Source organism: Marinagarivorans sp., assembly GCF_982758155.1.
The window spans coordinates 1-23237 of the sequence record NZ_CEXWTU010000059.1; the positions used below are offsets into that span (position 1 = coordinate 1).

Annotated in this window: 22 protein-coding genes; 13 read left to right on the forward strand and 9 right to left on the reverse strand. The window is 46.1% G+C overall.

Going from position 1 to position 23237, the window contains the following annotated elements; translation table 11 throughout:
- Positions 1 to 300: 300 nt before the first annotated feature.
- Complete coding sequence (locus AC3A8L_RS08750; RefSeq protein ID WP_487961861.1) at positions 301 to 3612, forward strand: FecR domain-containing protein; 3312 nt, start codon at positions 301 to 303, stop codon at positions 3610 to 3612.
- A gap of 42 nt (positions 3613 to 3654) precedes the next feature.
- Here the strand turns inward: AC3A8L_RS08750 and AC3A8L_RS08755 are convergent, their stop codons facing one another.
- Both AC3A8L_RS08755 and AC3A8L_RS08760 read right to left on the reverse strand, forming a co-directional pair.
- Positions 3655 to 4107: a hypothetical protein gene (locus tag AC3A8L_RS08755; RefSeq protein WP_487961862.1), complete on the reverse strand. Its 453-nt coding sequence runs from the start codon at positions 4105 to 4107 to the stop codon at positions 3655 to 3657.
- A 192-nt stretch (positions 4108 to 4299) separates the two neighbouring features.
- Positions 4300 to 6426, reverse strand: coding sequence for a CHASE2 domain-containing protein (locus AC3A8L_RS08760; protein ID WP_487961863.1), 2127 nt, complete (start codon positions 6424 to 6426; stop codon positions 4300 to 4302).
- Between the two features lie 275 nt (positions 6427 to 6701).
- Between AC3A8L_RS08760 and AC3A8L_RS08765 the strand changes: the two genes are divergently transcribed.
- Positions 6702 to 7337, forward strand: coding sequence for a Crp/Fnr family transcriptional regulator (locus tag AC3A8L_RS08765; protein ID WP_487961864.1), 636 nt, complete (start codon positions 6702 to 6704; stop codon positions 7335 to 7337).
- Between the two features lie 238 nt (positions 7338 to 7575).
- Here the strand turns inward: AC3A8L_RS08765 and AC3A8L_RS08770 are convergent, their stop codons facing one another.
- From AC3A8L_RS08770 to AC3A8L_RS08785, 4 genes are all read right to left on the reverse strand, one after another.
- Complete coding sequence (locus tag AC3A8L_RS08770) at positions 7576 to 7995, reverse strand: hypothetical protein (RefSeq protein ID WP_487961865.1); 420 nt, start codon at positions 7993 to 7995, stop codon at positions 7576 to 7578.
- A 134-nt stretch (positions 7996 to 8129) separates the two neighbouring features.
- Positions 8130 to 8765: a 3'-5' exonuclease gene (locus AC3A8L_RS08775; protein ID WP_487961866.1), complete on the reverse strand. Its 636-nt coding sequence runs from the start codon at positions 8763 to 8765 to the stop codon at positions 8130 to 8132.
- Between the two features lie 9 nt (positions 8766 to 8774).
- Positions 8775 to 9020, reverse strand: a complete 246-nt coding sequence (locus AC3A8L_RS08780; RefSeq protein WP_487961867.1) for a VF530 family protein — start codon at positions 9018 to 9020, stop codon at positions 8775 to 8777.
- A 345-nt stretch (positions 9021 to 9365) separates the two neighbouring features.
- Complete coding sequence (locus AC3A8L_RS08785) at positions 9366 to 10139, reverse strand: spermidine synthase (protein ID WP_487961868.1); 774 nt, start codon at positions 10137 to 10139, stop codon at positions 9366 to 9368.
- Positions 10140 to 10495: 356 nt separating this feature from the next.
- On the opposite strand from AC3A8L_RS08785, the gene AC3A8L_RS08790 reads away from it, so the two are divergent.
- From AC3A8L_RS08790 to AC3A8L_RS08805, 4 genes are all read left to right on the forward strand, one after another.
- Entirely contained in the window at positions 10496 to 10918 is a 423-nt protein-coding gene (locus tag AC3A8L_RS08790; protein ID WP_487961869.1) for a DUF3391 domain-containing protein, read from the forward strand.
- Between the two features lie 78 nt (positions 10919 to 10996).
- On the forward strand, positions 10997 to 11836 hold the full coding sequence (locus AC3A8L_RS08795) for a uroporphyrinogen-III synthase (RefSeq protein WP_487961870.1): 840 nt from the start codon (positions 10997 to 10999) through the stop codon (positions 11834 to 11836).
- Positions 11837 to 12032: 196 nt separating this feature from the next.
- Positions 12033 to 12311 carry a peptidylprolyl isomerase gene (locus AC3A8L_RS08800; RefSeq protein ID WP_487961871.1) on the forward strand — a complete coding sequence of 93 codons (279 nt, stop codon included), beginning with the start codon at positions 12033 to 12035 and terminating at the stop codon, positions 12309 to 12311.
- Positions 12312 to 12321: 10 nt separating this feature from the next.
- Positions 12322 to 12669, forward strand: coding sequence for a hypothetical protein (locus tag AC3A8L_RS08805; RefSeq protein ID WP_487961872.1), 348 nt, complete (start codon positions 12322 to 12324; stop codon positions 12667 to 12669).
- 92 nt (positions 12670 to 12761) lie between these two features.
- Here the strand turns inward: AC3A8L_RS08805 and AC3A8L_RS08810 are convergent, their stop codons facing one another.
- From AC3A8L_RS08810 to AC3A8L_RS08820, 3 genes are read right to left on the reverse strand one after another with little or no spacing between them, the layout of a single operon-like run.
- Complete coding sequence (locus AC3A8L_RS08810) at positions 12762 to 13493, reverse strand: OmpA family protein (protein WP_487961873.1); 732 nt, start codon at positions 13491 to 13493, stop codon at positions 12762 to 12764.
- Complete coding sequence (locus AC3A8L_RS08815; RefSeq protein WP_487961874.1) at positions 13490 to 13708, reverse strand: hypothetical protein; 219 nt, start codon at positions 13706 to 13708, stop codon at positions 13490 to 13492. The genes AC3A8L_RS08810 and AC3A8L_RS08815 overlap by 4 nt, the downstream gene beginning before the upstream one ends.
- Complete coding sequence (locus tag AC3A8L_RS08820; RefSeq protein WP_487961875.1) at positions 13708 to 15684, reverse strand: cytochrome P460 family protein; 1977 nt, start codon at positions 15682 to 15684, stop codon at positions 13708 to 13710. Before AC3A8L_RS08820 ends, AC3A8L_RS08815 begins: the two co-directional genes overlap by 1 nt.
- A gap of 552 nt (positions 15685 to 16236) precedes the next feature.
- On the opposite strand from AC3A8L_RS08820, the gene AC3A8L_RS08825 reads away from it, so the two are divergent.
- The 7 genes from AC3A8L_RS08825 to AC3A8L_RS08855 all read left to right on the forward strand — a co-directional run bounded on the left by AC3A8L_RS08825 (position 16237) and on the right by AC3A8L_RS08855 (position 23179).
- The gene (locus tag AC3A8L_RS08825) at positions 16237 to 17577 is read left to right on the forward strand and encodes a Na(+)-translocating NADH-quinone reductase subunit A (RefSeq protein ID WP_487961876.1); all 1341 of its coding nucleotides are present in this window, start codon (positions 16237 to 16239) and stop codon (positions 17575 to 17577) included.
- A 3-nt stretch (positions 17578 to 17580) separates the two neighbouring features.
- Entirely contained in the window at positions 17581 to 18780 is a 1200-nt protein-coding gene (locus tag AC3A8L_RS08830) for an NADH:ubiquinone reductase (Na(+)-transporting) subunit B (protein ID WP_487961877.1), read from the forward strand.
- Positions 18773 to 19546 (forward strand): Na(+)-translocating NADH-quinone reductase subunit C, encoded by a 774-nt coding sequence (locus AC3A8L_RS08835; protein WP_487961878.1) that lies wholly within the window; start codon positions 18773 to 18775, stop codon positions 19544 to 19546. The genes AC3A8L_RS08830 and AC3A8L_RS08835 overlap by 8 nt, the downstream gene beginning before the upstream one ends.
- A gap of 2 nt (positions 19547 to 19548) precedes the next feature.
- A complete protein-coding gene (locus AC3A8L_RS08840; protein WP_487961879.1) occupies positions 19549 to 20211 on the forward strand; it encodes an NADH:ubiquinone reductase (Na(+)-transporting) subunit D in 663 nt (220 codons plus the stop codon).
- Positions 20211 to 20819 carry an NADH:ubiquinone reductase (Na(+)-transporting) subunit E gene (gene nqrE, locus AC3A8L_RS08845; protein WP_487961880.1) on the forward strand — a complete coding sequence of 203 codons (609 nt, stop codon included), beginning with the start codon at positions 20211 to 20213 and terminating at the stop codon, positions 20817 to 20819. Before AC3A8L_RS08840 ends, nqrE begins: the two co-directional genes overlap by 1 nt.
- A 19-nt stretch (positions 20820 to 20838) precedes the next feature.
- The gene (nqrF, locus tag AC3A8L_RS08850) at positions 20839 to 22062 is read left to right on the forward strand and encodes an NADH:ubiquinone reductase (Na(+)-transporting) subunit F (RefSeq protein ID WP_487961881.1); all 1224 of its coding nucleotides are present in this window, start codon (positions 20839 to 20841) and stop codon (positions 22060 to 22062) included.
- A gap of 70 nt (positions 22063 to 22132) precedes the next feature.
- Positions 22133 to 23179 (forward strand): FAD:protein FMN transferase, encoded by a 1047-nt coding sequence (locus AC3A8L_RS08855; RefSeq protein WP_487961882.1) that lies wholly within the window; start codon positions 22133 to 22135, stop codon positions 23177 to 23179.
- Positions 23180 to 23237 lie beyond the last annotated feature (58 nt).

Genomic DNA, 23237 nt, shown 5'->3' on the forward strand with positions numbered 1-23237 from the left:
AATGCCCAGAAAATAATCAATTCGCCTTTTGGTGGGTCTTATTTCGAGCCCACCTGAATAGTTACTAAAGTTTTAATCTTTTGTCTTGATGTCGAATTGTTATTTTTCGTAAAACTGCAAAAAAGGATAGCTATATCACTTGATCTCATTATTTCGCATAATTTGATCAGCTTCGACTAATGAGTGCGACTTGCTGAGGTATTTACTTCAAGTGTTCTGTACACTCGCAATCATATAAAACATCTTCGCCCCTCTTGCGGCAGTTTTTTAAAAAAATAAATTCAAGTTGAGATTTCAAACATGCGTTTTAAATTGTTGTGCGTTTTATTCTTAGTTTTTATAGGCTTCTCGCAAGTCACTGCTGCGCAAGAGTGTAGTGCGGTTGCCGCGACGCTTGAATCTCTAGAGGGGGTTGGGCGTGTTTCCCCTGAAGGTGGAGACGAGTGGCAACCTGTTCGGCTAGGTCATCATTTCTGCTATGGCGATACCTTTAAGGTAGAAGAGCTTCGCGCAGTTTTACGGTTGGAGAATGACACTCTCGTAAAGCTTAATCAGGGTAGTGTACTTAAGTTTGTCGCGCCTAAGGGGAGCTTTTGGGTTGAAGTGGTTGATGGAATTGCGCATTTCATTTCGCGCACGCCAAAACGTTTTACTGTTAAAGCCCCGTATTTGAATGCAGGGGTAGAGGGAACTGAATTTATAGTTTCGCATGATGCTGATCGCGATACCGTTAGTGTTATTGAGGGGGTTGTTGTAGCCGAAAATACACTTGGGAAAACCCGCCTGCAAGCTATGCAGCAGAGTTTTGCCACTCAAAATAGCGCTCCTAGTCACGCGCTGGTGATCTCACTGCCGGACGTGGCCGACTGGAGTCTTTATTATCCGCCAGCCTTTATCCCTACAGGAGTAAGTTCGCCCGCTGAAAAAGCTTATTTAAGGGGTGATTTTTCGGCTAGTTATCAGCTGGCGTTAATCGAAAATAATGCCGACATCACGGCAGCTTTAGCGTTGTTTTATGGTCAAGTAACCGTGTTTGATGAGGCGATACTTTCGGCTAGGCCATTGGTCTCGCAGGTATTGCTGGTATTTCAAAGCCTCGCTAAAGGGAATAGCTCAGTAGCATTGTCTGATAGTGCGGCGTTAGTGGCTACGCATCCAAAGGAGCCAAGTGCGCTACTGGCTTTAAGTTATGTGCAGCAGGCAGCGGGTGAGCTGCTTGAGGCGTTGGCTACTGTACAGCAAGCAAAATTACTGAGTGGCAGTGCTATTGTTGAATTGCGATTGGCTGAATTAGCCCTCATAAACGGTAAACAGTCACTTGCGAAGCAAAGTTTGAAGAGCCTCAAACAAGCGAATTTCTATTCGAATTATGCCGATAGCTTACGGGCGTTAATTGCATTGCAGAATAACCGCAACCGTAAAGCTTTTAAGATTTTAAAAGCATCGGTAAATCAAAACCCCAATATTCCACTTTCACAGTTTGCTCTGGGCTTAACTCATATTCGTTTGGGCAAGCTAGAGGCGGGCAGGCAAAAGTTAGAACTTGCAGTCGCTTTAGATCCAAGCAATAGCCTTTATCGCAGTTATTTGGGTAAGGCTTATGCCGAAGAGAATCGAGCTGGTAAAGCTCAGGATCAATTAGATCTCGCAAAAATATTGGACCCCAATGATCCTACTCCTTGGTTCTATCAAGGCCTAAATCAGCAGGCCAATGGCGAATATGCCGGCGCTATTGATTCGTATGAAAAAAGCTTAGAGCTAAACGACTCTCGTTATACCTATCGTTCGAGCAATGTTCTGCAAAATGATGCGGCGATTAAGTCTGCCAATATTGGTACGGCCTATAGCCAGCGAGGTTTGAAGAAAAAAGCTGAGTCGTTGGGTTCTGAAATAATTAGTGAAGACCCTAATAGTTATGCTGGACATCGATTGTTGGTAGAGGCCTATTCCGATGATAGTCAGCGAGAAGCTTTATTGGCATCATCACGATTAAAGGCAACGATATCTCAACCCCTCGGAGCTAAGGCATTGCCTATTGGTTTACTTGAGCCTGGATTGCGGACGGCTATTGGTGCATCGCCGACGGATATCGGGATTTCGGAATATACGCAATTATTTATTGAAGATGGTGTTGGTGGGCATGCGACCTTATTGGGTGGTAGTGAGGGATTGCGAGCTTATGATGTACTTGTTCAGGGGAAGGGGGAGCAGGTGTCGATTAATCTAGGGCAGTATAGGTATGAAACCGATGGATATAGGGCGAATAATGATGTGTCTTATTTACTGTCGAATGCGCTTGTTCATTGGATGCCGACAAGCGATTTGTCTTTGCAGTTTGAATTTAGCCGATTTGAGTATGAACAAGGAGATTTAAATAATAGTTTAGACGCCGATGACTTCCTGCCTGGTGTAAGGGATGTCGGAGAATCAAATACGCATAGGCTATCTCTTAATTACTTGATTTCGGAACAGCAAGGTATTTTTGTTAATTATTTTGGCAGGCGTCGTAGTTCCAACTATAACAATACTATTTCTTATGTGGTTGATGATGTGGAGGAGTTTTACGACTCTACAATTGATGATCTTTCAAATGTTGAACAGTACGATATTCGGTATAACTATAGGGCTGGTAAGCTAGGCTTTATAGTTGGTCTGAATTATCTTAAGTCAAATTTTTTCATGAAAGAAACTTATTTTGGCTATCCTTTTGAAGAGGAAGAGCATGTAGGAATGAAAAGTATCTACTTCGATTTTACTACTCGGTTTAATAGCGGGGTTTTCTTGGATTATGGGTTTGAAGCTTCTTACCTGGAGCAGTTTATGGGCGAAGGAATAAGTGCGTTGAGTCGAGAGTTTTCTGATGGTTTTTTGCCTTACATTGGGGGGCGGTGGGATTTTTTTTCAGGGATGTCTCTCCGAGCTGCGTATTCGGAATCTTATTCTTTTGATTCGAAAACCTATGTCAACTTAAAGAAAACCAATATTTCTGGTTTTTCTAGAATTCTTGATTTTTCTAGTGGAACTAAAGTTGATCTCATTGGTGTTGGCTTCGATTGGAGTCTTGGAAAAAAATATAAGCTATATTTTGAGAGTAAAGACTACAGTTTATTAAGTTCTGTTTATGCGGCTACAATTGATGGTTCCCGTTACAATGATCTCCCTGTTGGGTTGAGTTCGAATACCGCTTGGATTGAATATACTAGCTCCGTAAATTCTGCTATAACATTTAAATTGGAAGAGCAGAAATATAGTAAGGAGGTTGGTGAAAAAAATATAAATCATATTCCGGCATATCTTGACTCCAATTATGTTGATGTTGAATTTAAGATAGTTCCGGTGATCGGAGTCGATATTTCTTTTCTTGGTAGGTATTTGAAACAGGAGTTGAAATTTTCAGGGGGTGGATCTAGTCTGCATGAGGAGGTAACTACATTAGGCTTTTATTGTAGCTATTATATGTTTGGTCGTCGCGGAGTAGTGAAGGTCGGAGTGAATAATTTGACGGATAAAAAATATTTAGTTGCCGAGCAAGCTCTATTTTCTGATCGTTCTGGTAAAACAGACTATGCACATGGGCGTTCTTATTTGGGTAGTGTCACGTATAACTTTTGATTATAGAGCACAGCCCTAATGTCTCGTTAGGGCTGTTGTTGATTAAGGTAGGGGGCATCCTGGTGGGTAAATAACTCTTGTCATTCTTCCCGGGCGACTAATAATTAAGGGGTTGTCACATGTTGCTTGCGCGTGTGCTTTTGGAATTAGATTGAAGTTAATTAATTTGGCGGTTTTTATGTCATCGAATGTTAGGAGCAGAAACCCCCCTGTAGCCATTGACCCCTCAAATACACGTTGAACAACTTTATCGTCAACACGAACTAGTGATTGACAAGTTTTTGATTTACACTCTTGCCAAGGTTTCCCCTCGGGAGAAAAGATGTTCACGTTACTTTTTGCATCAACAGACAATAAATATGCCGGTGCACCAGTTGGTGATGGTAAATCTAACTTTGTTTGATTGCCTTGGCAGCCCACAACAAGCACGGCTACAGCTGATATCAGCCCTAAAACTAGCCATCTCGGTGAAATTTTTCTTACGTTAATTCTCATTCTTAGTCTCCTAATGGTTGTTACAGAAATATTCTTGCCGCATAGGCTTTGTATGCGATCAAAAGCATGTTAATCGTACAGCCATAAAAAATATACCTTAAGTTATGTGAAAAATGCCCTTTACATTTTTGGCTGCGAAAAATAGTTCTTGAATCGGCAGCGCTTAATGTATGCGCTAGGGGTGGTGTTTTCTCAAGGCGCCTTGTGGTTATTACTTTCGCGAATGTGGAAGTTGCTGGCGCCGAGTAATGTTGGGTGTTTAATGTGTTTGAGTAGGGTGTGGGCAGAGCTGTGATCTCCTTGTGCCTTTTTTTCTAGTGCTAATACGAAGTTGGCGATGTCCCTTTGGGATTCAGCTGTTTCTTGCATTATTAGAGTGTACAAAGCTACAGCATCTTTTTTATTGCGTAGGGCGAATTCCCCTAGCTTGAGTAATCGCTGGTTTTTGTGAGTGCTGGTCAGTGTTTCGGCAATCACTTCAGAGCACAAAAACTCAGTACCCAAATCGCGGTTGAAGTGTTCGATGCGTGAAACCGTGTTAATAATATCGCCAACGGGGGAGTACTCAAAGTGCCCTTGTGCGCCTAAGTTGCCGAGTGAGAATTGCCCGCCATGCAGTGCAATACAGGTGGGGAGGTGTTGGGCAAATTCGGCGTTCGCACTAACGGATGTTTGAATTTCCATTACGGCTTTTATGGCGCGTTGGCACATGGCGTTATCAATATTGGAGCCTGTCCACATGGCCATTAAACTATCACCTACAATATTGCCTATAGTGCCGCCGTTATTCTGTACGGCAGCGATTAGCTCTTTGTAATAGGCGTTCATCAGTTGGTGCAGGCTTGCGGGTGGTAGTGTTTCGGACAGCGAGGTATAGCCCTTAATGTCTGTCATCAATACAACACCATGGACTAATGTGTGCTGTTTTTCTAGGGTGTTTATATTTTTGCTTAAGGCGTTAGCCGCTTCGCTGGGTAGATATTGCGTGAGTGCATAGCGGATATGGCTGAGGCGCGTTCGGTTAAGGCAAAACTGGCGCTGCAGTTGTAATAGGTTACCTAGCGCAAGCGCAAACAATGGCAGTGTTAACGGCAGCGCGTAATGGTGGTGGCTAAAAGCGTAATGGCTGGCGCTGATGTAACCGCCCAGTAATAGGCTTTGTAATACTAAATGTAACGAAAAATAGTGATACCAAATACCAAAGCCGCCGATAAGAAAACCCAGGCAAATAAGGGTTTTAAGCCACTGCGGGGGCTTTTGTATATCGTTACCCTGACGCAGGTTGGCAAAAACGGTTGCCGATATTTCGACGCCACTCACATCAATGCCGGTATCGCTGGTATAAATAGTACTGTAAGCATCTTGCTGTTCGGTTTGATGGGTTTCTAAATAGCCGATATAAACTGTTTTGTCTTTAAAGTGCTGGGCGAAGTCTGCAGTAGATAACGCTAGTGCTTTATCGATATCGATATTTTGAAACGTTTTTGCGCCGCCAAAGTAATTTATGACCAGGGGGGCGGTACGAGAAAATAATTTAAATAAACGTTTGTTTTGTTTTTTGTTGGCGTGATTGTAAGGTCGTTGTGCTTGCATTGTGTGTTGGCGAAATTGTTGTGCACGTTCTGCGGGTGTGGCTTTTTCTGGGAAGGGCAGTTGGGTTAAGCTTTGCCAAAATTGTTTTTGATCGGGTAGCGGGGTAAGCGCTAATACACCTAGCAAAGGTTGGCTGGCTTGCGGGCCAGAACCAAGCGCTGCAAATAATAATGTATTCGTTACGTTGTGCGCAGTTTTGGGTAAGGTGAAATGGCCTACCCCTAACGCACGCTGTGCAAACCGAGAGAGCGGTGGAATCGGTTCTTCAATATCGACAAATCCGTTTGCGAGTGCAACCTGATGCCGTTTTAAATAGGTGTAAAGTAATACGTTACCGTTATTTGCGATGGCGGTTTCAAATGGTTGGTCCTCTTGTTCGGTACGCGCTGCTTTAAAAGCGACATCAAATACAACAAGCTTCGTTTTTGCGATACTGAGTTTATCCAGTAATTGTGCGTATAGCGTGCGCGGCCAGTTATGGCTATGTCGCGAAAGCCCCATGCGCTCGGCAGCGCTCGCGTTTAAGCCAATAATGATGATGTCTGTAGGGGCTGGTAGCGGCCCGCGCCAGTGAAAAAGTGTGGGTAAACTGGTGCGGTTTTCGATGTGATGGGCAATGGGCGAAAGGCTAAACAAGGCAATAAAGGCGACAGCAATTAACAGGCATAGGTAGCGAGCTGTGTTTTTGGGTGTTAATTTTTGTGAATGTGTCGCAAGATACGTCATTCTTTATGGATCCACGCCCGTCAGGATGGCCAATTAAATACATAAGGGACGAGGAAACAATATTTCATCCACTAAAGCTTGATTTCGCCCTCCTTACCTTCGGGCTTAAAGCGTTGCATGCCTCGGTAACTGCTCCATGCGTTACCCTACTGACCTATGTCCATATAGGCCTCGGCATGCGCCCCTTTTAAGCGCCTTGTAAGAAAGCCGCACTCTACGCCTAGTTGGATAAACTATTATAGCCTCGCCCCTAAAACCCATCAGAGATGCGGCCTATGCTAGAAAAAATTAAGTTGTTTGCAAAGATTCCAGCCGATTGCTTGGCGAAGTTGGAGCAAGTTTCTACTTTACGTAAGTATCCCAAGAACTCCATCCTTTTTATGGAGGGCGATGATACGGGACAACTCTATATTGTTCAAAGTGGATTAGTCTGTGTGTATACCGACGATGACGATGGCCGGCAGTTGGTGCTCAATTATATGGCAGAAGGTGATTATTTCGGCGAGCTATCGTTATTGGATCGGCAGCCGCGTTCGGCTTCTGCCCGCGTAACGGAAGACAGCCAGTTACTCACCATTTCACGCGAGGCGTTCCGTGCATTTTTACAGGAACACCCTGGTTTGTATGAAATGCTCATTGTTGAGTTGGTGTCGCGCATCCGCGATCTGACATCCAATGTAAAAGATATGGCGTTGCTAGATGTTTATGGTCGTGTAGCGCATACATTAGAGCGTTTGTGCCAAGAAAATAACGATAGCGCCCCGAAGCTCACTCACCAATCCATCGCCAATATGGTTGGCGCATCACGCGAGATGGTGAGCCGTGTTATGAAGGAATTGGTGGTTGGCGGGTACATCGGAATGGAATGTAAAAAAATACGCATATTAAAAAGCTTCCCTAAAAATTGGTAAGGCATGTGTGAGGCTGTTTGTATGATTGTTAGGGGCGAGGTAATAATAGTTTGTCCAATTAGGCGAAGAGATCGGCTTTCTTATCGAGGCGCTCGAAGGGGCGCATGCCGAGGCCTATATGGACATAGGTCAGTAGGGTAACGCATGGAGCAGTTACCGAGGCATGTAACGCTTTGAGCAACGAAGGTAAGGATGTCGAGATCAAGCATTAGTGGATGAAATATTGTTTCCTCGCCCCTTATGCGCATTGATAATGGAGCGGGTCTCTTGATTGCGTTGGCTGCAGTACTAAGTTGAAATGACATTGTTGAACAGGCATGTGTTGCTGCGGTGCCGTTATTTTTTGTTCGTAAAGTGCAATTTGGTGAGCCGATTTCAATGCCGGTATTTTTATGACGTAAGCCGCATTTGCGCGCTGCCTGCTAGACCAATCGGACCATGTTAGGTCTAGGTTATGTGGAATGTGGTGAACAAATTGACGGTAAATGGTATCGCCATCGCTGCTCTTGATTTCGATCCAATAGCCAATAATCGAAGGTTCCACTGCGTGTGATAGCGGCTCCCCTGCAGGCGCGCTATCGCAGTGGTGCTCTATTCGTTCTACGGTGAACAGGCTTTGGTTAGCGCGAACGTATAAATACAGTGTGTGATTGTCCATATCATCTCTCCGTGTGAAGGTATCGTGTGAGCGATTCCCATTGCAGTGAGGAGAGTATGGATTGTTGAAGTAATGCCTTCTGTAGAATAGTACCGATTAAATTGTGAAATATTCACATAAGGGTTGGCGCTGGTCTAAGCCTCTTCGGACATCTTTTGCAGTAAATCCGCCACCGCCTTCTTGGGCGTTTTTGTCAGCTTTTTAATCAGGTGATAGGGAATATGCTTAATGGCGTAGGTTTCGCGAATGTGATCCAGCATGCTTAGCCATAATTTTGCGGTCATTTCGGCGTCGTACAAAGCGCGGTGATAATCGCCCGCGCCTTCAATGGTGGCATATTCGATAAGGTTACTTAGTTTGTAGCTGCCAGCATCTTGAAAAATACGTTTTGCTAATAATAATGAGCAGCCGACATCGCCGCCAATAGTCAGGGCGCAACGGGCGAATTCTGAGGTTAAAAAACGTTTATCGAACGAGGCGTTGTGGGCAATTAAATTGCTGTTGCCGATAAAACGTGAAAACTCTATCATTACATCGGAGCAGGGCGCTGCACTATCCAGCATTTTATTGGTAATGCCGGTATAGCCTTCAATAAAACTATTAATGCGCATGCCGGGATTCATTAAGGCTTGAAAGCGATCTGTGATTTGGCCTTCTTCTAATCGTACTGCACCGATTTCAATCGTGCGGTCCCCTTGGTTGGGCGAGAGACCGGTGGTTTCGAAATCGAAAATAATGAGGCTATCGGCGCTAGAGTTATCGTTTGGCATAATAAAAATTTACTCAGTCTCGCGATTAAAACTTTTAAGTCTTAGTGATTTTATATACAGGGCTTCTACTTTTTCGCGAGCCCAGGGTGTTTTACGCAAAAGCTTTAGGCTAGATTTTACAGAGGGTTCAGAGCTAAAGCAGCGCAATGCGATGCGATCATTTAAACCTTCCCAGCCGTAGTGGGCTTGCAGTGCTTCCACAATGGATTGCAGTGTTTTGCCATGGAGTGGATCTTTATGCGGCGTGGTACTCATCGACGGGTGGACCTTTGTTAGGGGCGAGCATGAAATAAGGGACGAGGAAACAATATTTCATCCACTAATGCTTGATCTCGATATCCTTATCTTCGTTGCTCAAAGCGTTACATGCCCAGGCATGCGCCCCTTTAAGCGCCTCGATAAGAAAGCCGATCTCTTCGCCTAATTGGATAAACTATTATTGCCTCGCCCCTAACCTCCCGTTTTTGAATTCCTGGGTGCACGCTTGCCTTCGTTAAAAATATTTGCAATAGCCGGCTATTACGCCATATTTTGGCCTCGCCAAGCAAGGACCCACAAACCCAAATTCCAGCAACTTATTCCGTGCACGCCCCTTAGGCGTTAGAAACGTTGCAGTTTGCGTGCAATAGCGTGGAGCGAAAAGCCCGCTTGCTCGCTCAGGCTTTTGGCTGCGCCCGTGAGTGCTTTTAGATCTAGGCTGTAGGCGGAGTTTACAGGGTTGCTTGCGAATATGATCCAATTTCCGCTTTGGGTGTGGCAGCAATGCAGTTGTTGGAACTCCGCCCTGAGTGTTTGAATAAGGGAGGTTCGCCCTTTGTGCTCGTACCAGCAATTTAATACTAGCCAGCCGTTGGGTTCTAGCCTGGCTTTACACGCTGCGATGTAATCGTGGGAAAGCTGCGCATCGTCTACCCCTTCTTCGGTATAAATATCGCTCATGATAAGCGCGTAGTGGTTATTGTCGTAAGCTAAGAAGTCGGTTGCGTTTTCTTGCATAACCTCTAGGCGCGGGCTTTCGGGTAGCTCGAAGTATTGTTTGGCGACATCAATCACTAATTGCCGTAGCTCTACCACGCTTAAGTGCATTGCAGGGAAGTGGTGGTGTAAAAAGCGAGCCAGCGAGCCAGCGCCCAAGCCCAAAAGTAGCGTGCGGTTTGTGTTTGTGGCGTTGGGGTGTGTACTGGGTTGCAGCAGTGTTGCTAGCACCATTGCGCGCAAATAATCGAACTGCAGCTGAAGCGGCGCCTCTTTAACCATGCAGCTTTGAAAGTCATCGGCACCAAAAGAAAGGCGTCGATGGTTGCCGTCATCAATCACTTTAACGGGGCCGTATTCGTCGTATTGATAAAAAAGGGTGTTAATAGCAGCAGGCATGATTGAGGTTTTATGGCGAGTAGAGCTTATGCTAATGCATGGCCGAGGTTGAGTCGAGGTTTGAGTCTGTGTGCTCACCCTTAAATGCGATTCGCCAAAAAGGTGGCGGCTATGGGGGTGGGGCGGGGTATTTTTTGGCGACTTATTAATACGTGTTTTTTTACGATAGAGCGCAATCTTCTAGTGTTTTAAAAAATACCTAATTTAAAGACTAAGAAGGGCTTAATGGTTTGAAATGGTGCGCTTTAAATTATAAAAATTATGCACTTATACTTTTTGCGGCTGTTCGGAAAACTGGCCCACGGTTTGCGATAACCCTATTGAAAAGCCATGTTAGTGACAGTTGAGGTAGCGTAATGAAACAAGCAGCGATTAAACGTTTTTCTGTTGATGAATTAAAAGTGGGTATGTTTGTTTTTGCCTTGGATTGCCCCATGGTGACTACGCCTTTTTCGTTAGACGGCTTTTATATTCGCAGTGTGCGGCAAGTTGTGGAGCTTACGCGCTATTGTTGTTTTGTCTTTGTTGATGTGGCGAAAAGTCTAGCATTAAGCACCTTAGCCGAAGGCTTAGGCTTAATGCCTATTTCGACTAAGCCGGCATCTAACCCCAACCCGCAGCCTACACGCTGTGCCCGGCAGACAGTAACCGTTGTCAGCCGGCAGCGCAGTAAAGTACGTGCTGGCGCTAGGGGGAATGCCGCGTGGGTGATGGTCTTGGTGCCCTTGATGTTGAGCTTGTGGGTGTATGGCGAACCGGTGTTAAATCTTTGGGTTTAGTGCCTGTGGCCCGTGCTAGTGTTCGCGCGAGGATAAACCCGATAAAATGTCGCTATTGATTTCTTATTGGGATAACACATGACAGATGAATTGCCCCTAACGGGGTGGCGGGTGGCGGTACCCGAGTCGCGCCAGCTCGATGTATTGAACGATATGCTGGTCGTGCGCGGCGCCAATACGCTACGTTGTCCGTTGGTATCTATACACGATTGCCCCGATGAAGCCGCCATTAAAGCGTGGTTAACGCTATTTTGCTCCAGCCCTTTTGATGACATGATTATTTTGACCGGGGAAGGGATTCGCCGGTTAACCGGCTTTGCCGAGCGCTTTGAACTTCTGCCCGAATGGACGGCTGCCTTGGCGCGGGTGCGCAAAATTGCACGCGGGCCAAAGCCTGCCAGTGCGTTAAGGCCGCTAAAATTGAAGCCCGATGTGCTGGCGGCTGCGCCTACTACCGATGGTGTTATTCAGACTTTAAGTGATGAAGATTTAACCGGGCGGCGCATAGCGGTGCAGTTATACGGTGAGGAGCCTAACGAGAAACTGCAGTTATTTTTGACGGGTAAGGGGGCGGATATTTCAACCGTTTCGCCTTATGTGTATGCGTCTGATATTGAAGGTTCACAAGTTTCTGTGCTTATTGATCAGTTGATTGCCCAGGAATTGGATGTTTTAGTGCTGACGAGTGTGGTGCAGGTAAAGCGTATTCTTGCTGTTGCTAAAAGTGAGCAGCGCGAAGCCGAAGTGCTGCAAGCGCTAAGCACTGTGTGTATTGCAGCTATTGGGCCGATTGTTGCGCAACGTTTGGAAGAGCTGAATATTCCGATTGAGGTAATTCCGGATGAGAAATTCTTTATGAAGCCGCTTGTAAGAAAGTTGGTAGATTTTGTGGCATTAAACCCCAAAAATATTGCATAAAACTGTAGCTACTCAGGCATGCACAAATATTCCGGCAAATTGATTATTTTCTGGGCCGTTCAAGCCATCCTTGGGTACTATGCAAGCGTTCCTGACGCTTGAATACCCAGAAAACAATCAATTCGCCTTTTAGGTGAGCTTCAACCTGAGTAGTTACGTAAAACGACAGCCTAAAACAATTGCTAAAAGGTTTATTATGCCAACCGCATGCGCTAGACATATTCTTGTAAAAACTGAGGCTGAAGCCGAAAGCATAAAGCAAAAAATTGCTAAAGGTTCCGACTTTGGAATAATGGCGAAAAAACATTCCACCTGTAGCTCCTCTAAAAAAGGCGGGAATTTAGGGGAGTTTAGGCCGGGCCAAATGGTCAAAGCGTTTGATCAGGTGGTTTTTAAAAAGCCACTTCTTACGGTACACGGCCCTATTAAAACCCAGTTTGGGTATCATCTTATTGAAACAATTTATCGGGATTAGAGAAAACACTATGCAAATTTATATTATGGTCGATAACCCCGAATTCGAAGACAAAGAAGCGGATGCCGTTGCGGCGATAACCCAGTGGGTGGGTGAAGATAATCCCCATGCGACTTTGGTGCATGTGGCAGAAAGTGAAGAAGCCGAATTTAAGTTAGGCATCGAAATGCAAATTAAAGCGGCTAAACAACTTATCCCGCCGTTAAATGAATTTTATAAAATTGCAAAGACGTTTAAATGCGAGTTTGTTGTGGGTTCTATTGATGGTGATGACCGTGAAGATGTTTGCTTTTTTGGTTATGAAGAGGGAAGAGCAGACGCCTTTGAAGTGGGCTGTTATTTGGGGTTTGAATCCTAAAAGCTAAAAAGGGCCCTGCAAACAGGGCCAAAGTCCGAGGATGTCGGAGAGAAGGGGGCGTTATTGGCGGATGAAATATTGTTTCCTCGTCCCTAAGGGATGGTATTTTCGATAGCCGCGACCGGGCCAGAATTGCGACGGTTTACCACCTCTATGTCCACGCGGCGGTCGCGGGCGTATTGTTCAAATTGGCCTTGCTGTGCAGTTGATAAGCTTGCGCCATGTCCTTGCGTAATGATGCGTGAATCATTGACACCAAAAAATACCAGCGCGTTTTTAACAGCGTTGGCGCGTTCTGCTGCCAGCACATTGTTGTATTCATCGGTGCCTCTGGGGTCTGTGTGGCCGCTGAGGTTAATCATCAGGTCGCTGTTGCTGCGCAAGTGTTGCGATAATATTTCGACGCGGGCTAGATCTTGCTCGTTTAGGCTATCTTCACCGGTACTAAACAGTACTTGCAGGGCGAGCTTGTCGATGGTTTTTTGTTCCAGCGCGGCAATGGTGAGCTCTTGCACGGCAATTTCGCTATTCAGTTCTGTTAATTCTTGGTTGAGTTGTGACATCTGTATGTGTGACTCATCAAGGGCAAGTTCGGCGTTGTTGCCTTTACGGGTTTGATCGGCGAATAACATGCCTATAACGCCGCCAACCATAAAGCCTAAAGGCCCGCCGGCTGCTGCGCCGGCAATGGCAGCAGTACTCACGGTGCCACCTTCTAACCAGGATTGTTGGTTTTCGCTGCGGGCAGCAAAGGCTTGTGAACTGATGGTGCTGCTAAGGGTGGCAACGATGGCGATAGCGGCGGGTAGTTTGCGGTTTTTCATGGTGACTCTCCAAGCAATGAATAGGGATTAGCGTTTTTTAATAACATCGCAAGATTGGCTGTTTGCGATGTGATGGTGTTATTAAAGCGCTTAATTCTGGCCATCTTAGGGAGTTGTTGTGATGCTTCTGGGAATGATTGTGATGAAATCGGGCAGGCCAAAAAAAACCAGCGCAAGCGCTGGTTTTTAAAGTGGTTAATCACAGATGTAATCATTACATCGTCATGGCACTCATTGGCATCGGCACGGGATCATTGGGGTGATAAAACAAATAATCTTTCCCCATGAAGCTTGCATCGCTTTCGGTTGGGCTGCCGGCTTTACTGTGGCAAGCATTACAAACACCGCCGCCTACATCGGCACCACGGGTGGATATTGCGCTTGCATCGTTTTCAAGTAAAAACCACTCCCAGTTGCCATTGGCACTATTGAAATCACCACCGCGCTTAACCATGCCGTACAGGCGGGTTATTTGATCGTCTTGGGTTAATTCTTTCACAATGATGGTGCCAGTGGGGTAGCTGTCGGCTTCGAAGTGAGGGCTTGCGCTTCCTTGTTTTTTGTAGGTTTTGCGTACGGTATTTGTGGCGTGCGCGCCGTTGTTAGCGGGGCTATCTCCGGTTGTTGTGTCGATGAGTGTCCAGCTTTTGTAGTCTTGCAGGTCGGCGATTGTGGCAATAAATTCACTGGGCTTATTGAAGGTGTAATCAATCCCGAAGTCGTCGGCGCTTTTGCTGTGGCAGGCATTGCACGCGCCACCCATGAGTGTTGCTGAGCGTGCGGCGATATTGCCAGCCGGGGTAAGTGCTAACCATTCCCAGCCGTTGTGATCGGGGTTGTAATCGCCGCCGCGTTTAACCATAGTCAAAAGGCCGCCCATTTCAGCAAAGACCTTATCGCCATCTTGGGTGGTGAATGTTTCTTTAATAATGATCGTGCCTTGGGGGTATTCGTTACCGCTGAGCATGCCTGCTTTTTCATTTTGAAAAACGGCACGTGCAAACTCGGGGTTAGTCCCTTGGTGGGCACCGCCGATAAAAGGATTGCTGGCGCCAAGAGCGTAGTCGGTGAGTGTCCAGTCTGTGTAGTTCATCAATGAGGCTTTGCTGGCAACATATTCACCGGTGGTGTCGGTGTTGAAAGGCGCATGTTGGTGTTTGAAAATGTAATCAATGCCTTGCTCTCCTGCCGCTAAACTATGACAGCTATTGCAGCCCATTTCGGCGCCGCCACGCACAGGTTTGTTCTCTTCGTTTATGAGTATGCTGTGATCGCTGGGGTCGAGCATAAACCATTCCCAGCTACCGTTATCGCTATTGAAATCGCCACCGCGTTTTACCATGGCTACAATTTGTTCGACGCTATTATCTACCGAAACGTCTTTTACCAATACTGTGCCGATGGGGTAGCCCATATCGCCGGCATCGCTAGGGTTGGCTAAAAATTGTTTTTGGAATATGCGTCGCAATGGCGGGGTGTCGCCATTAAGGTGGGCGCCGCCAAGTTTGGTATGTGGCTGATCGGTGAATTCGACCATGTCCCAGCTTTGGTAATCGGCAAATAGGGTGTCGGTGGCTACGTACTCTGTGGGGAACGGAAACGAATAGTCCATGCCGCCGAGTTGTTCGGCGACGCTATGGCAAGCATTGCAGGCGCCATCCATAAGGTTATCGCCTTGGGCTACAACAGAAGATAAATCGTTGGCCAGCATGAACCACTCCCAGCCGCCATGGTCGCCGTTGAAGTCACCGCCACGTTTTACCATGCCCAGAAGGCCGCCTTCAGGTGCGAATGTTTTTTCCCAGCCGTTACTGCCCATGGCGTAGGTGAAGGTTTCTTTAACAATAATGGCGCCTTGGGTAAATTCGCCGGTGCTGTTGGTGGCAAGTTCATTCATGAAGGTTTTGCGGGTAAAGCTATCATCGTTACCTTTATGGGCGCCTTTAAGGCCTAGGTTGCTATCGCCGATGGCATAGTCCACAACATTCCAGCTTGTGTAGTCGACAAAGTCACTAATAGTTGCCTCAAAGCCATCGTCGATCATGCTGGCACTGGATGAGGTTGCGTCGCTGGAGTTACTTTGTGGCCTTTCTTTGTAACCTCCTCCGCAGGCGGATAGTGTTGCCGTTATTACGAGTAGGCTAGGGGCAAGGTAAGCCAGCCTGCGTTGACCGGTACGAACTGTATTCATGTATGACTCCCGAGGTTGTTGGATGCTCTGGCGCCATATTAGGATTATGTATTCATCGGCGCTTCGCGGCGGGAGTTTGTCAGTTAACGTGGTAGGTAATCCTCACGAAAGTATCACGAAACAGTGAAGTTTGTGTCACGTTGACTACATTAGTAGAGGGGTGGGATGAAGGTGTGGCAGGTGTATTCCACTGGCCGTGGCGCGGAAAATAACTTATGGGTTTATGGTTAAACTTTCTTCGTACTGAGATTGGACGCGGAAACTCGTTCACAGCGCTGGAGTTTATGGCGTCTGCTCTCTATAATTAGCGCGATTTTTTGGAGCTAAGGCCGGCTCAAATTTAGACAGTCACTCCAGTAGAGTACTGCAGAAGTCCCGTGAAACGGGCAATTCAAAGCATTTTGCGCAATTTGGTTTTAGCTCGAGGGTTAAGGCCTGTTTGCGTTTGTGCTGTTAATTTGGCCATTATTTTCGGTTTTTAACGCGAGTGAGCGTCATAAACCCACACGTTTTATCCATTTTTAACTTTAACTTTAACTTAGGCAAAGACGTATGAGAAAAATCCGTCAAGGGCTGGACTTGCCAATTACCGGTAAGCCCCAGCAATCCATTGAGGATGGTCCTAAAGTACGCTCTGTTGCAGTTGTTGGGTTTGATTACCACGGTATGAAACCCACTATGACTGTGCAGGTCGGCGACAAGGTCAAACTCGGACAAGAGCTTTTTTCCGATAAAAAGACGCCTGGTGTTATCTACACGTCACCAGCTTCCGGCACCGTTGCTGCAATTAATCGTGGCGAACGTCGTGTTTTTCAATCCGTAGTGATTGATATTGAAGGCGATGAAGCTGAGATATTTGCTCACTACAGTGCCGATCAACTGTCTTCACTCAAACGTGAAAAAGTGGTTGAGACTCTTGTTTCTTCGGGCCTATGGACGGCATTACGTACGCGTCCTTTTAGTAAGGTGCCGGCTGTAGATACCACGCCTGCGTCTGTTTTTGTGACGGCGATGGATACCACGCCGTTAGCCGCAGACCCTGCCGTTGTGATTGCTGAAAAACCCGAAGCCTTTACCCAAGGCTTGGAAGTGCTCAGCAAATTGACCGAAGGCAAAGTATTTGTGTGTCATGCCGATGGCGCAAATATTCCTAAAGGTAGCGCTAGCAATTTGCAGTACGAAACCTTTGCCGGTTTACACCCTGCCGGTAATGCCGGTACGCATATTCATTATCTTGATCCTGTTAGTGCCAGCAAAACTGTTTGGACTATAGGCTACCAAGACGTAATCGCTGTTGGTGAGTTGTTCACAACGGGTAAGTTGAACGTTGAGCGTGTTGTTGCTGTTGCCGGCCCTCAGGTTGAAAAGCCCCGCCTTGTGCGCACGCGTTTAGGTGCAAACCTAGAAGAGCTAACCGCAGGCCAACTTAAAGCCGGTGAAAACCGTCTTGTCAGTGGTTCTGTTTTTGGTGGCCGTACCGGTAAAAGCGTTTTAGGCTTTTTAGGTCGCTACCATAATCAAGTCAGTGTGCTTCTAGAAGGCCGCGAACGCGAGTTGATTCATTACTTGCGCCCGGGTGTTGATAAGTTCTCTGTACTCAATATCTACGTATCTAAGCTGACCAATAAGCTCTTTAACTTTACGACCAGTACTAATGGTAGTGAGCGAGCCATGGTGCCAATAGGTGCGTATGAGAAGGTGATGCCTTTAGATATTCTGCCCACACAATTGTTGCGCGCCATTATTGTTGGCGATACAGAAGTTGCGCAAAAGCTGGGTGCTTTAGAGTTGGATGAAGAAGATTTGGCGTTATGTACCTTTGTTTGCCCAGGTAAATATGAGTACGGCCCATTACTTCGCAACAACTTAACCCGCATTGAAGTGGAGGGCTAACCCATGAGTTTGCGTAAAATTTTAGATGGAATGGAGCCGCACTTTCATAAAGGCGGTAAATGGGAAAGCTGGTATGCCTTGTATGAAGCAGTCGATACTGTTTTTTATAAGCCTAGCGACATCACCAAAACAACATCACACGTACGCGATGGCATTGACCTTAAGCGTATGATGATTACCGTTTGGTTATGTGCATTTCCTGCGATGTTTTTTGGTATGTACAACACAGGCTTCCAAGCGAATACTATCCTTGCAGATATGAGCATGGGCGGTGTTGAAGGCTGGCGTGGCGCGATAGCGGCCATGCTTACGGCACACGATGCCGGTAGCATTTGGGACAACATGATCTTAGGTGCGCTTTACTTCTTACCTGTGTATTTGACGGTGTTTATCGTCGGCGGTTTCTGGGAAGTTTTGTTTGCCATGAAGCGTGGCCACGAAGTTAACGAAGGTTTCTTTGTAACTTCTATTTTGTTTGCCTTAATTCTTCCGCCTAGTATTCCGTTGTGGCAAGCCGCTTTGGGTATTAGCTTTGGTGTTGTTATTGGTAAAGAAGTGTTTGGTGGTACCGGTAAAAACTTCTTAAACCCTGCGCTTACCGGCCGAGCATTTTTGTTCTTTGCTTATCCTGGTGCGATGAGTGGTGATGCGGTTTGGACTGCTGTTGATGGCTATACCGGTGCAACTGCGCTGTCGATTGTTTCTTCACAAGGCGTTGATGCTTTAGCTCAACAAATGACTTGGTTTGATGCGTTCTTCGGGACTATTCAGGGCTCGATGGGCGAAACGTCTACTTTGGCGATCTTTATCGGCGGTGCTGTTTTATTGGCAACGGGTATTGCGTCACTGCGTATTGTGATTGGTGTGTTCTTAGGTATGACAGTCACCTCTTTACTGCTTAATTTTATCGGTTCCGAAACTAACGCCATGTTCGCCTTGCCGTTCTACTGGCATTTGGTGATTGGTGGTTTCGCCTTCGGTATGATTTTCATGGCAACGGACCCTGTCTCGGCTTCTATGACCAATAAAGGTAAGTGGGTTTACGGTGCTTTGATTGGTTTTATGGTGGTTCTTATTCGTGTGGTTAACCCCGCATTCCCAGAAGGCATGATGTTGGCAATTCTGTTTGCTAACTTATTTGCCCCTCTTATTGACCACTTCGTGGTTGAGTCAAATATCAAGCGGAGGTTAGCGCGTGTCTAGTAAAGATAGCATTGCAAAAACGCTTACCGTGGCCACGCTTTTGTGTGTGGTTTGTTCGGTAATTGTATCGACAGCGGCGGTTATGCTTAAACCCGCTCAAATCGCTAACAAAGAACTCGACTTTAAACGCAACATTTTATCGGCGGCAGGTTTGTTAGACCCAGCCAGCTCGGTAGAAGAGCAATTTAAAAATGTTGTTGTGAAAATGGTTGATTTAGAAACCGGTAAATTTTCGACAGAAGTGTCGCCTGATGGTTACGATCAAACCAAAGCGGCCAAAGATCCGAGTATGTCAGAAGCGCTGCCTAAGGCTGCTGATATCGCAAAGGTTCGTCGTGTTGAAAATTATGCCAAAGTCTATATCGCGAAAACCGATAGCGGCAAACAAGTGGTGGTATTACCTGTTCGCGGCTACGGTTTATGGGGAACGCTTTATGGCTTCTTAGCGGTAGAGGGCGACATGAATACTGTTGTAGGACTTGGTTTTTATGACCATAAAGAAACTCCAGGGCTGGGTGGCGAAGTAGACAACCCTCGCTGGAAAGCAATATGGCCAGGCAAAAAGCTATTTAATCCTGACGGATCTGTCGCTATTGCTGTTATCAAGGGATCGGTTAATCCATCAGCTAAGGGTTCTGAGTATAAAGTTGATGGCCTCTCTGGCGCGACTTTGACCACCAAGGGTGTTCATAACCTTATCCAATTTTGGTTGGGCGAAGACGGTTATGGTCCATTTATCGCTAACATGAAAAAAGGTAAGGCTTAGTTATGAAGGCTAAAGAATTACTGTTTAAACCTATTTTAGATGACAATCCCATTGGCTTACAGATCCTAGGGATTTGCTCGGCTTTGGCGGTTACAAGTAGTTTGAATGTAACCTTGGTAATGTGTATTGCATTAACCACGGTAACCGCATTCTCTAACTTTTTCGTCTCGTTGGTGCGTAACCATGCACCGGGCAGCATTCGTATTATTGTGCAAATGACAATTATTGCATCGTTGGTAATTGTTGTTGATCAGGTACTTAAAGCGGTTGCTTATGACTTGAGCAAGCAGCTTTCGGTGTTTGTTGGGTTGATTATTACTAACTGTATTGTAATGGGCCGTGCTGAAGCCTTTGCGATGAAAAACCCGCCAATCCCTAGCTTTTTAGACGGCATTGGTAACGGTTTAGGTTATAGCTTCTTCTTGATTATTTTGGGTGTTGTACGTGAGCTATTTGGTTCGGGTAAATTATTAGGTTTTGAAATACTTCCACTGGTTACAGAGGGTGGCTGGTATGTATCTAACGGTTTATTGTTATTGCCACCGAGCGCGTTCTTCTTGATTGGTTTAATTATTTGGGGCATTCGTGCCTTTAAACCAGCGCAAGTTGAGCACGACGAGTTCAAAATTGCACACAACAGCACTAAGACGGCGGAGGTTCTGTAATGGAAGATTTACTGAGTTTATTTATCCGCTCGATTTTTATCGAGAACATGGCGTTAGCTTTCTTTTTGGGTATGTGTACTTTTTTGGCAATTTCCAAAAAGGTTGATGCCGCAATGGGCTTGGGTATCGCCGTTATCGTTGTATTGACGATTACGGTACCTGTGAATAATGTTATTTATAACTACTTATTAGCGGATGGAGCACTGGCTTGGGCCGGTTATCCTGAAGTTGACTTGAGCTTCCTAGGTTTGATTTCGTATATCGGCGTTATTGCGGCGATTGTTCAAATTATGGAAATGGTTCTTGATAAATACTTCCCACCTTTATACAACGCGCTGGGTGTATTCTTGCCCCTCATTACGGTGAACTGCGCAATCTTAGGTGCGGCTTTGTTTATGGTAGAGCGCGACTACAACTTTGTAGAAAGTACCGTGTTTGGTGCTGGCTCGGGTGTGGGTTGGGCGTTGGCGATTACTGCACTAGCGGGTATTCGTGAAAAAATGAAATACAGTGACGTACCTGATGGCCTTAAGGGCTTGGGTATTACCTTTATCACTGTGGGTTTGATGTCTTTGGGCTTTATGTCGTTCGGCGGCATCGACCTATAACTGCGAGGGTAGCAATAAAATGAATATTGAAATTATTTTAGGCGTGGTGATGTTTACACTCATCGTGCTTGTGTTGGTCGGCATTATTTTGTCGGCTCGCGCTAAGCTCGTAGAGAGTGGCGATGTAACCATTTTGGTTAATGGCGAAAAAGAAATTGTAACGGCAGCCGGTGGCAAATTATTGCAAACGCTTGCGGGTTCGGGTTTATTTTTGCCATCGGCTTGTGGCGGCGGCGGTAGCTGTGCGCAATGTAAGTGTATTGTTGAATCTGGCGGTGGCGACATGTTGCCCACAGAAGCTTCTCACTTTACTAAGCGTGAAGCCAAAGAAGGCTGGCGCTTAAGTTGTCAGGTACCTGTTAAAGAAAACATGCACATCGAAGTTGAAGACGACGTGTTTGGTGTTAAGCAGTGGGAATGTACTGTTGAATCTAACCCCAACATGGCGACCTTCATTAAAGAGTTAACGCTTAAGTTACCTGAAGGCGAAAACGTAGACTTCCGTGCCGGTGGTTATGTGCAATTAGAAGCACCTGCTCACCATGTTTTGTTTAAAGACTTTGATATTGAAGAAGAGTATCGCGGCGATTGGGAACACTTTAAATTCTTCGAGTTAGAATCTAAAGTGACCGAGCCGGTGATTCGCGCTTACTCTATGGCGAACTATCCAGAAGAAAAGGGCGTAGTGAAGTTCAATATCCGTATTGCAACGGCTCCACCACGCACAACGGGTTTACCACCTGGCCAAATGTCTTCGTATGTCTTTAGCTTAAAGCCTGGCGATACCATTACTGTATACGGGCCTTTTGGTGAATTCTTCGCGAAAGATACCGATGCCGAAATGGTATTCATCGGCGGTGGTGCGGGTATGGCGCCAATGCGTTCACATATCTTCGATCAGCTTCGCCGGCTTAAATCTAAGCGTAAGATTTCGTTTTGGTACGGCGCGCGTTCATTGCGCGAGTTGTTCTACAACGATGAATACGATCAGTTAGCCTCAGAAAACGAAAACTTTGAATGGCATGTTGCCATGAGTGATCCGCAACCTGAAGATAACTGGGAAGGCTTAACGGGCTTTATTCATAATGTATTGTTTGAAAAGTACCTTAAGGATCATCCCGCGCCAGAAGATTGTGAGTTCTACATGTGTGGACCACCCATCATGAACCAGTCCGTTATTACTATGCTTAAAAACTTAGGTGTAGAAGACGAAAATATTATGCTGGATGACTTCGGCGGCTAATTTGTGTATTGCCTCGGCACTCCTGCAGTGAGTAGGTGTGCTGAGGGTTTAATATACTAGCGAATGATTTATGATTATTTTTTCTGAATATAAATTGATAAAAGCGAGGGCGGCGTGGCTGCTCTCGCTTTTTTGTTTTTTATTGGCCGCTTGCGAGCAAAAGCCAAGTTATGACTCGGTTGCCTATTCTGGCAACACAATGGGCACCACTTACAATATTAAGTTGGTTGTTAAGCCCGAGCAGCGGCGTGCCGCGCAAAATACACAGGCAGCGATAGATACACTGCTACTAGAATTTAATCAGAGCCTTTCAACGTACATTAAAGACTCTGAAATTATGACACTCAATGCTGCGCCCACACACGACTGGCTAGAGGTATCGCCGCGTTTTCTGGCAGTATTAACCCTAAGCCAAGAAATTAGCCGTTTAAGTGATGGCGCCTTTGATGCCACCATCGCACCGCTGGTGAACCTATGGGGCTTTGGGGCGGATTTCCGGCAAGACGATGCGCCAACGGATCAAGAGATCAAAGCCGCGATGGCCAAAGTCGATTTTACGGCGATTACAATTGATGCTGACGCATCAACAATCAAAAAGCAAAAGCCTGTAGTGCTGGATTTTTCGGCGGTGGCTAAAGGCTATGGCGCCGATGAAGTAGCCACTTACTTATGGCAGCAGGGTTTTCATCACTTTATGGTCGAAATTGGCGGTGAACTGCGATTACATGGTCATAATGCGCAGGGCATGCCTTGGCGCATTGGTGTGGAATCGCCATCGTCGGGTGGAAAAATCCGCCCGATTGCCGTGTCTGAAGTAGGGGTGGCGACATCGGGCGATTATCGTAATTATTTTGAGCGCGATGGTGTACGCTTTTCACACACGATTAACCCTGCTACAGGTAAGCCTGTTACGCATAGCCTTGCCTCCGTTACCGTGATTGCGGGTACTGCCGCAAAGGCCGATGCTTTGGCTACGGCGTTTAGTGTAATGGGCGGTGATAACGCTATGGCACTGGCAAGCCAAGAAGGCATTGCTATATATTTGATTGAGCGTTCTGGTGAGGATTTTAGTGTACGGCACAGTCCCGCTTTTACGCCCTACTTGTTAGAGCCTTAGGGGCGGGGTAATAATAGTTTGTCCAATTAGACGAGGGCGCCTACTTTCTCAACAAGGC

Bases quoted from the DNA above. Each gene is read 5' to 3' on its own strand.
- AC3A8L_RS08750 (WP_487961861.1), top strand. From the start codon at position 301: ATGCGTTTTAAATTGTTGTGCGTTTTATTCTTAGTTTTTATAGGCTTC.
- AC3A8L_RS08755 (WP_487961862.1), bottom strand. From the start codon at position 4,107: ATGAGAATTAACGTAAGAAAAATTTCACCGAGATGGCTAGTTTTAGGG.
- AC3A8L_RS08760 (WP_487961863.1), bottom strand. From the start codon at position 6,426: ATGACGTATCTTGCGACACATTCACAAAAATTAACACCCAAAAACACA.
- AC3A8L_RS08765 (WP_487961864.1), top strand. From the start codon at position 6,702: ATGCTAGAAAAAATTAAGTTGTTTGCAAAGATTCCAGCCGATTGCTTG.
- AC3A8L_RS08770 (WP_487961865.1), bottom strand. From the start codon at position 7,995: ATGGACAATCACACACTGTATTTATACGTTCGCGCTAACCAAAGCCTG.
- AC3A8L_RS08775 (WP_487961866.1), bottom strand. From the start codon at position 8,765: ATGCCAAACGATAACTCTAGCGCCGATAGCCTCATTATTTTCGATTTC.
- AC3A8L_RS08780 (WP_487961867.1), bottom strand. From the start codon at position 9,020: ATGAGTACCACGCCGCATAAAGATCCACTCCATGGCAAAACACTGCAA.
- AC3A8L_RS08785 (WP_487961868.1), bottom strand. From the start codon at position 10,139: ATGCCTGCTGCTATTAACACCCTTTTTTATCAATACGACGAATACGGC.
- AC3A8L_RS08790 (WP_487961869.1), top strand. From the start codon at position 10,496: ATGAAACAAGCAGCGATTAAACGTTTTTCTGTTGATGAATTAAAAGTG.
- AC3A8L_RS08795 (WP_487961870.1), top strand. From the start codon at position 10,997: ATGACAGATGAATTGCCCCTAACGGGGTGGCGGGTGGCGGTACCCGAG.
- AC3A8L_RS08800 (WP_487961871.1), top strand. From the start codon at position 12,033: ATGCCAACCGCATGCGCTAGACATATTCTTGTAAAAACTGAGGCTGAA.
- AC3A8L_RS08805 (WP_487961872.1), top strand. From the start codon at position 12,322: ATGCAAATTTATATTATGGTCGATAACCCCGAATTCGAAGACAAAGAA.
- AC3A8L_RS08810 (WP_487961873.1), bottom strand. From the start codon at position 13,493: ATGAAAAACCGCAAACTACCCGCCGCTATCGCCATCGTTGCCACCCTT.
- AC3A8L_RS08815 (WP_487961874.1), bottom strand. From the start codon at position 13,708: ATGATTACATCTGTGATTAACCACTTTAAAAACCAGCGCTTGCGCTGG.
- AC3A8L_RS08820 (WP_487961875.1), bottom strand. From the start codon at position 15,684: ATGAATACAGTTCGTACCGGTCAACGCAGGCTGGCTTACCTTGCCCCT.
- AC3A8L_RS08825 (WP_487961876.1), top strand. From the start codon at position 16,237: ATGAGAAAAATCCGTCAAGGGCTGGACTTGCCAATTACCGGTAAGCCC.
- AC3A8L_RS08830 (WP_487961877.1), top strand. From the start codon at position 17,581: ATGAGTTTGCGTAAAATTTTAGATGGAATGGAGCCGCACTTTCATAAA.
- AC3A8L_RS08840 (WP_487961879.1), top strand. From the start codon at position 19,549: ATGAAGGCTAAAGAATTACTGTTTAAACCTATTTTAGATGACAATCCC.
- nqrE (WP_487961880.1), top strand. From the start codon at position 20,211: ATGGAAGATTTACTGAGTTTATTTATCCGCTCGATTTTTATCGAGAAC.
- nqrF (WP_487961881.1), top strand. From the start codon at position 20,839: ATGAATATTGAAATTATTTTAGGCGTGGTGATGTTTACACTCATCGTG.
- AC3A8L_RS08855 (WP_487961882.1), top strand. From the start codon at position 22,133: ATGATTATTTTTTCTGAATATAAATTGATAAAAGCGAGGGCGGCGTGG.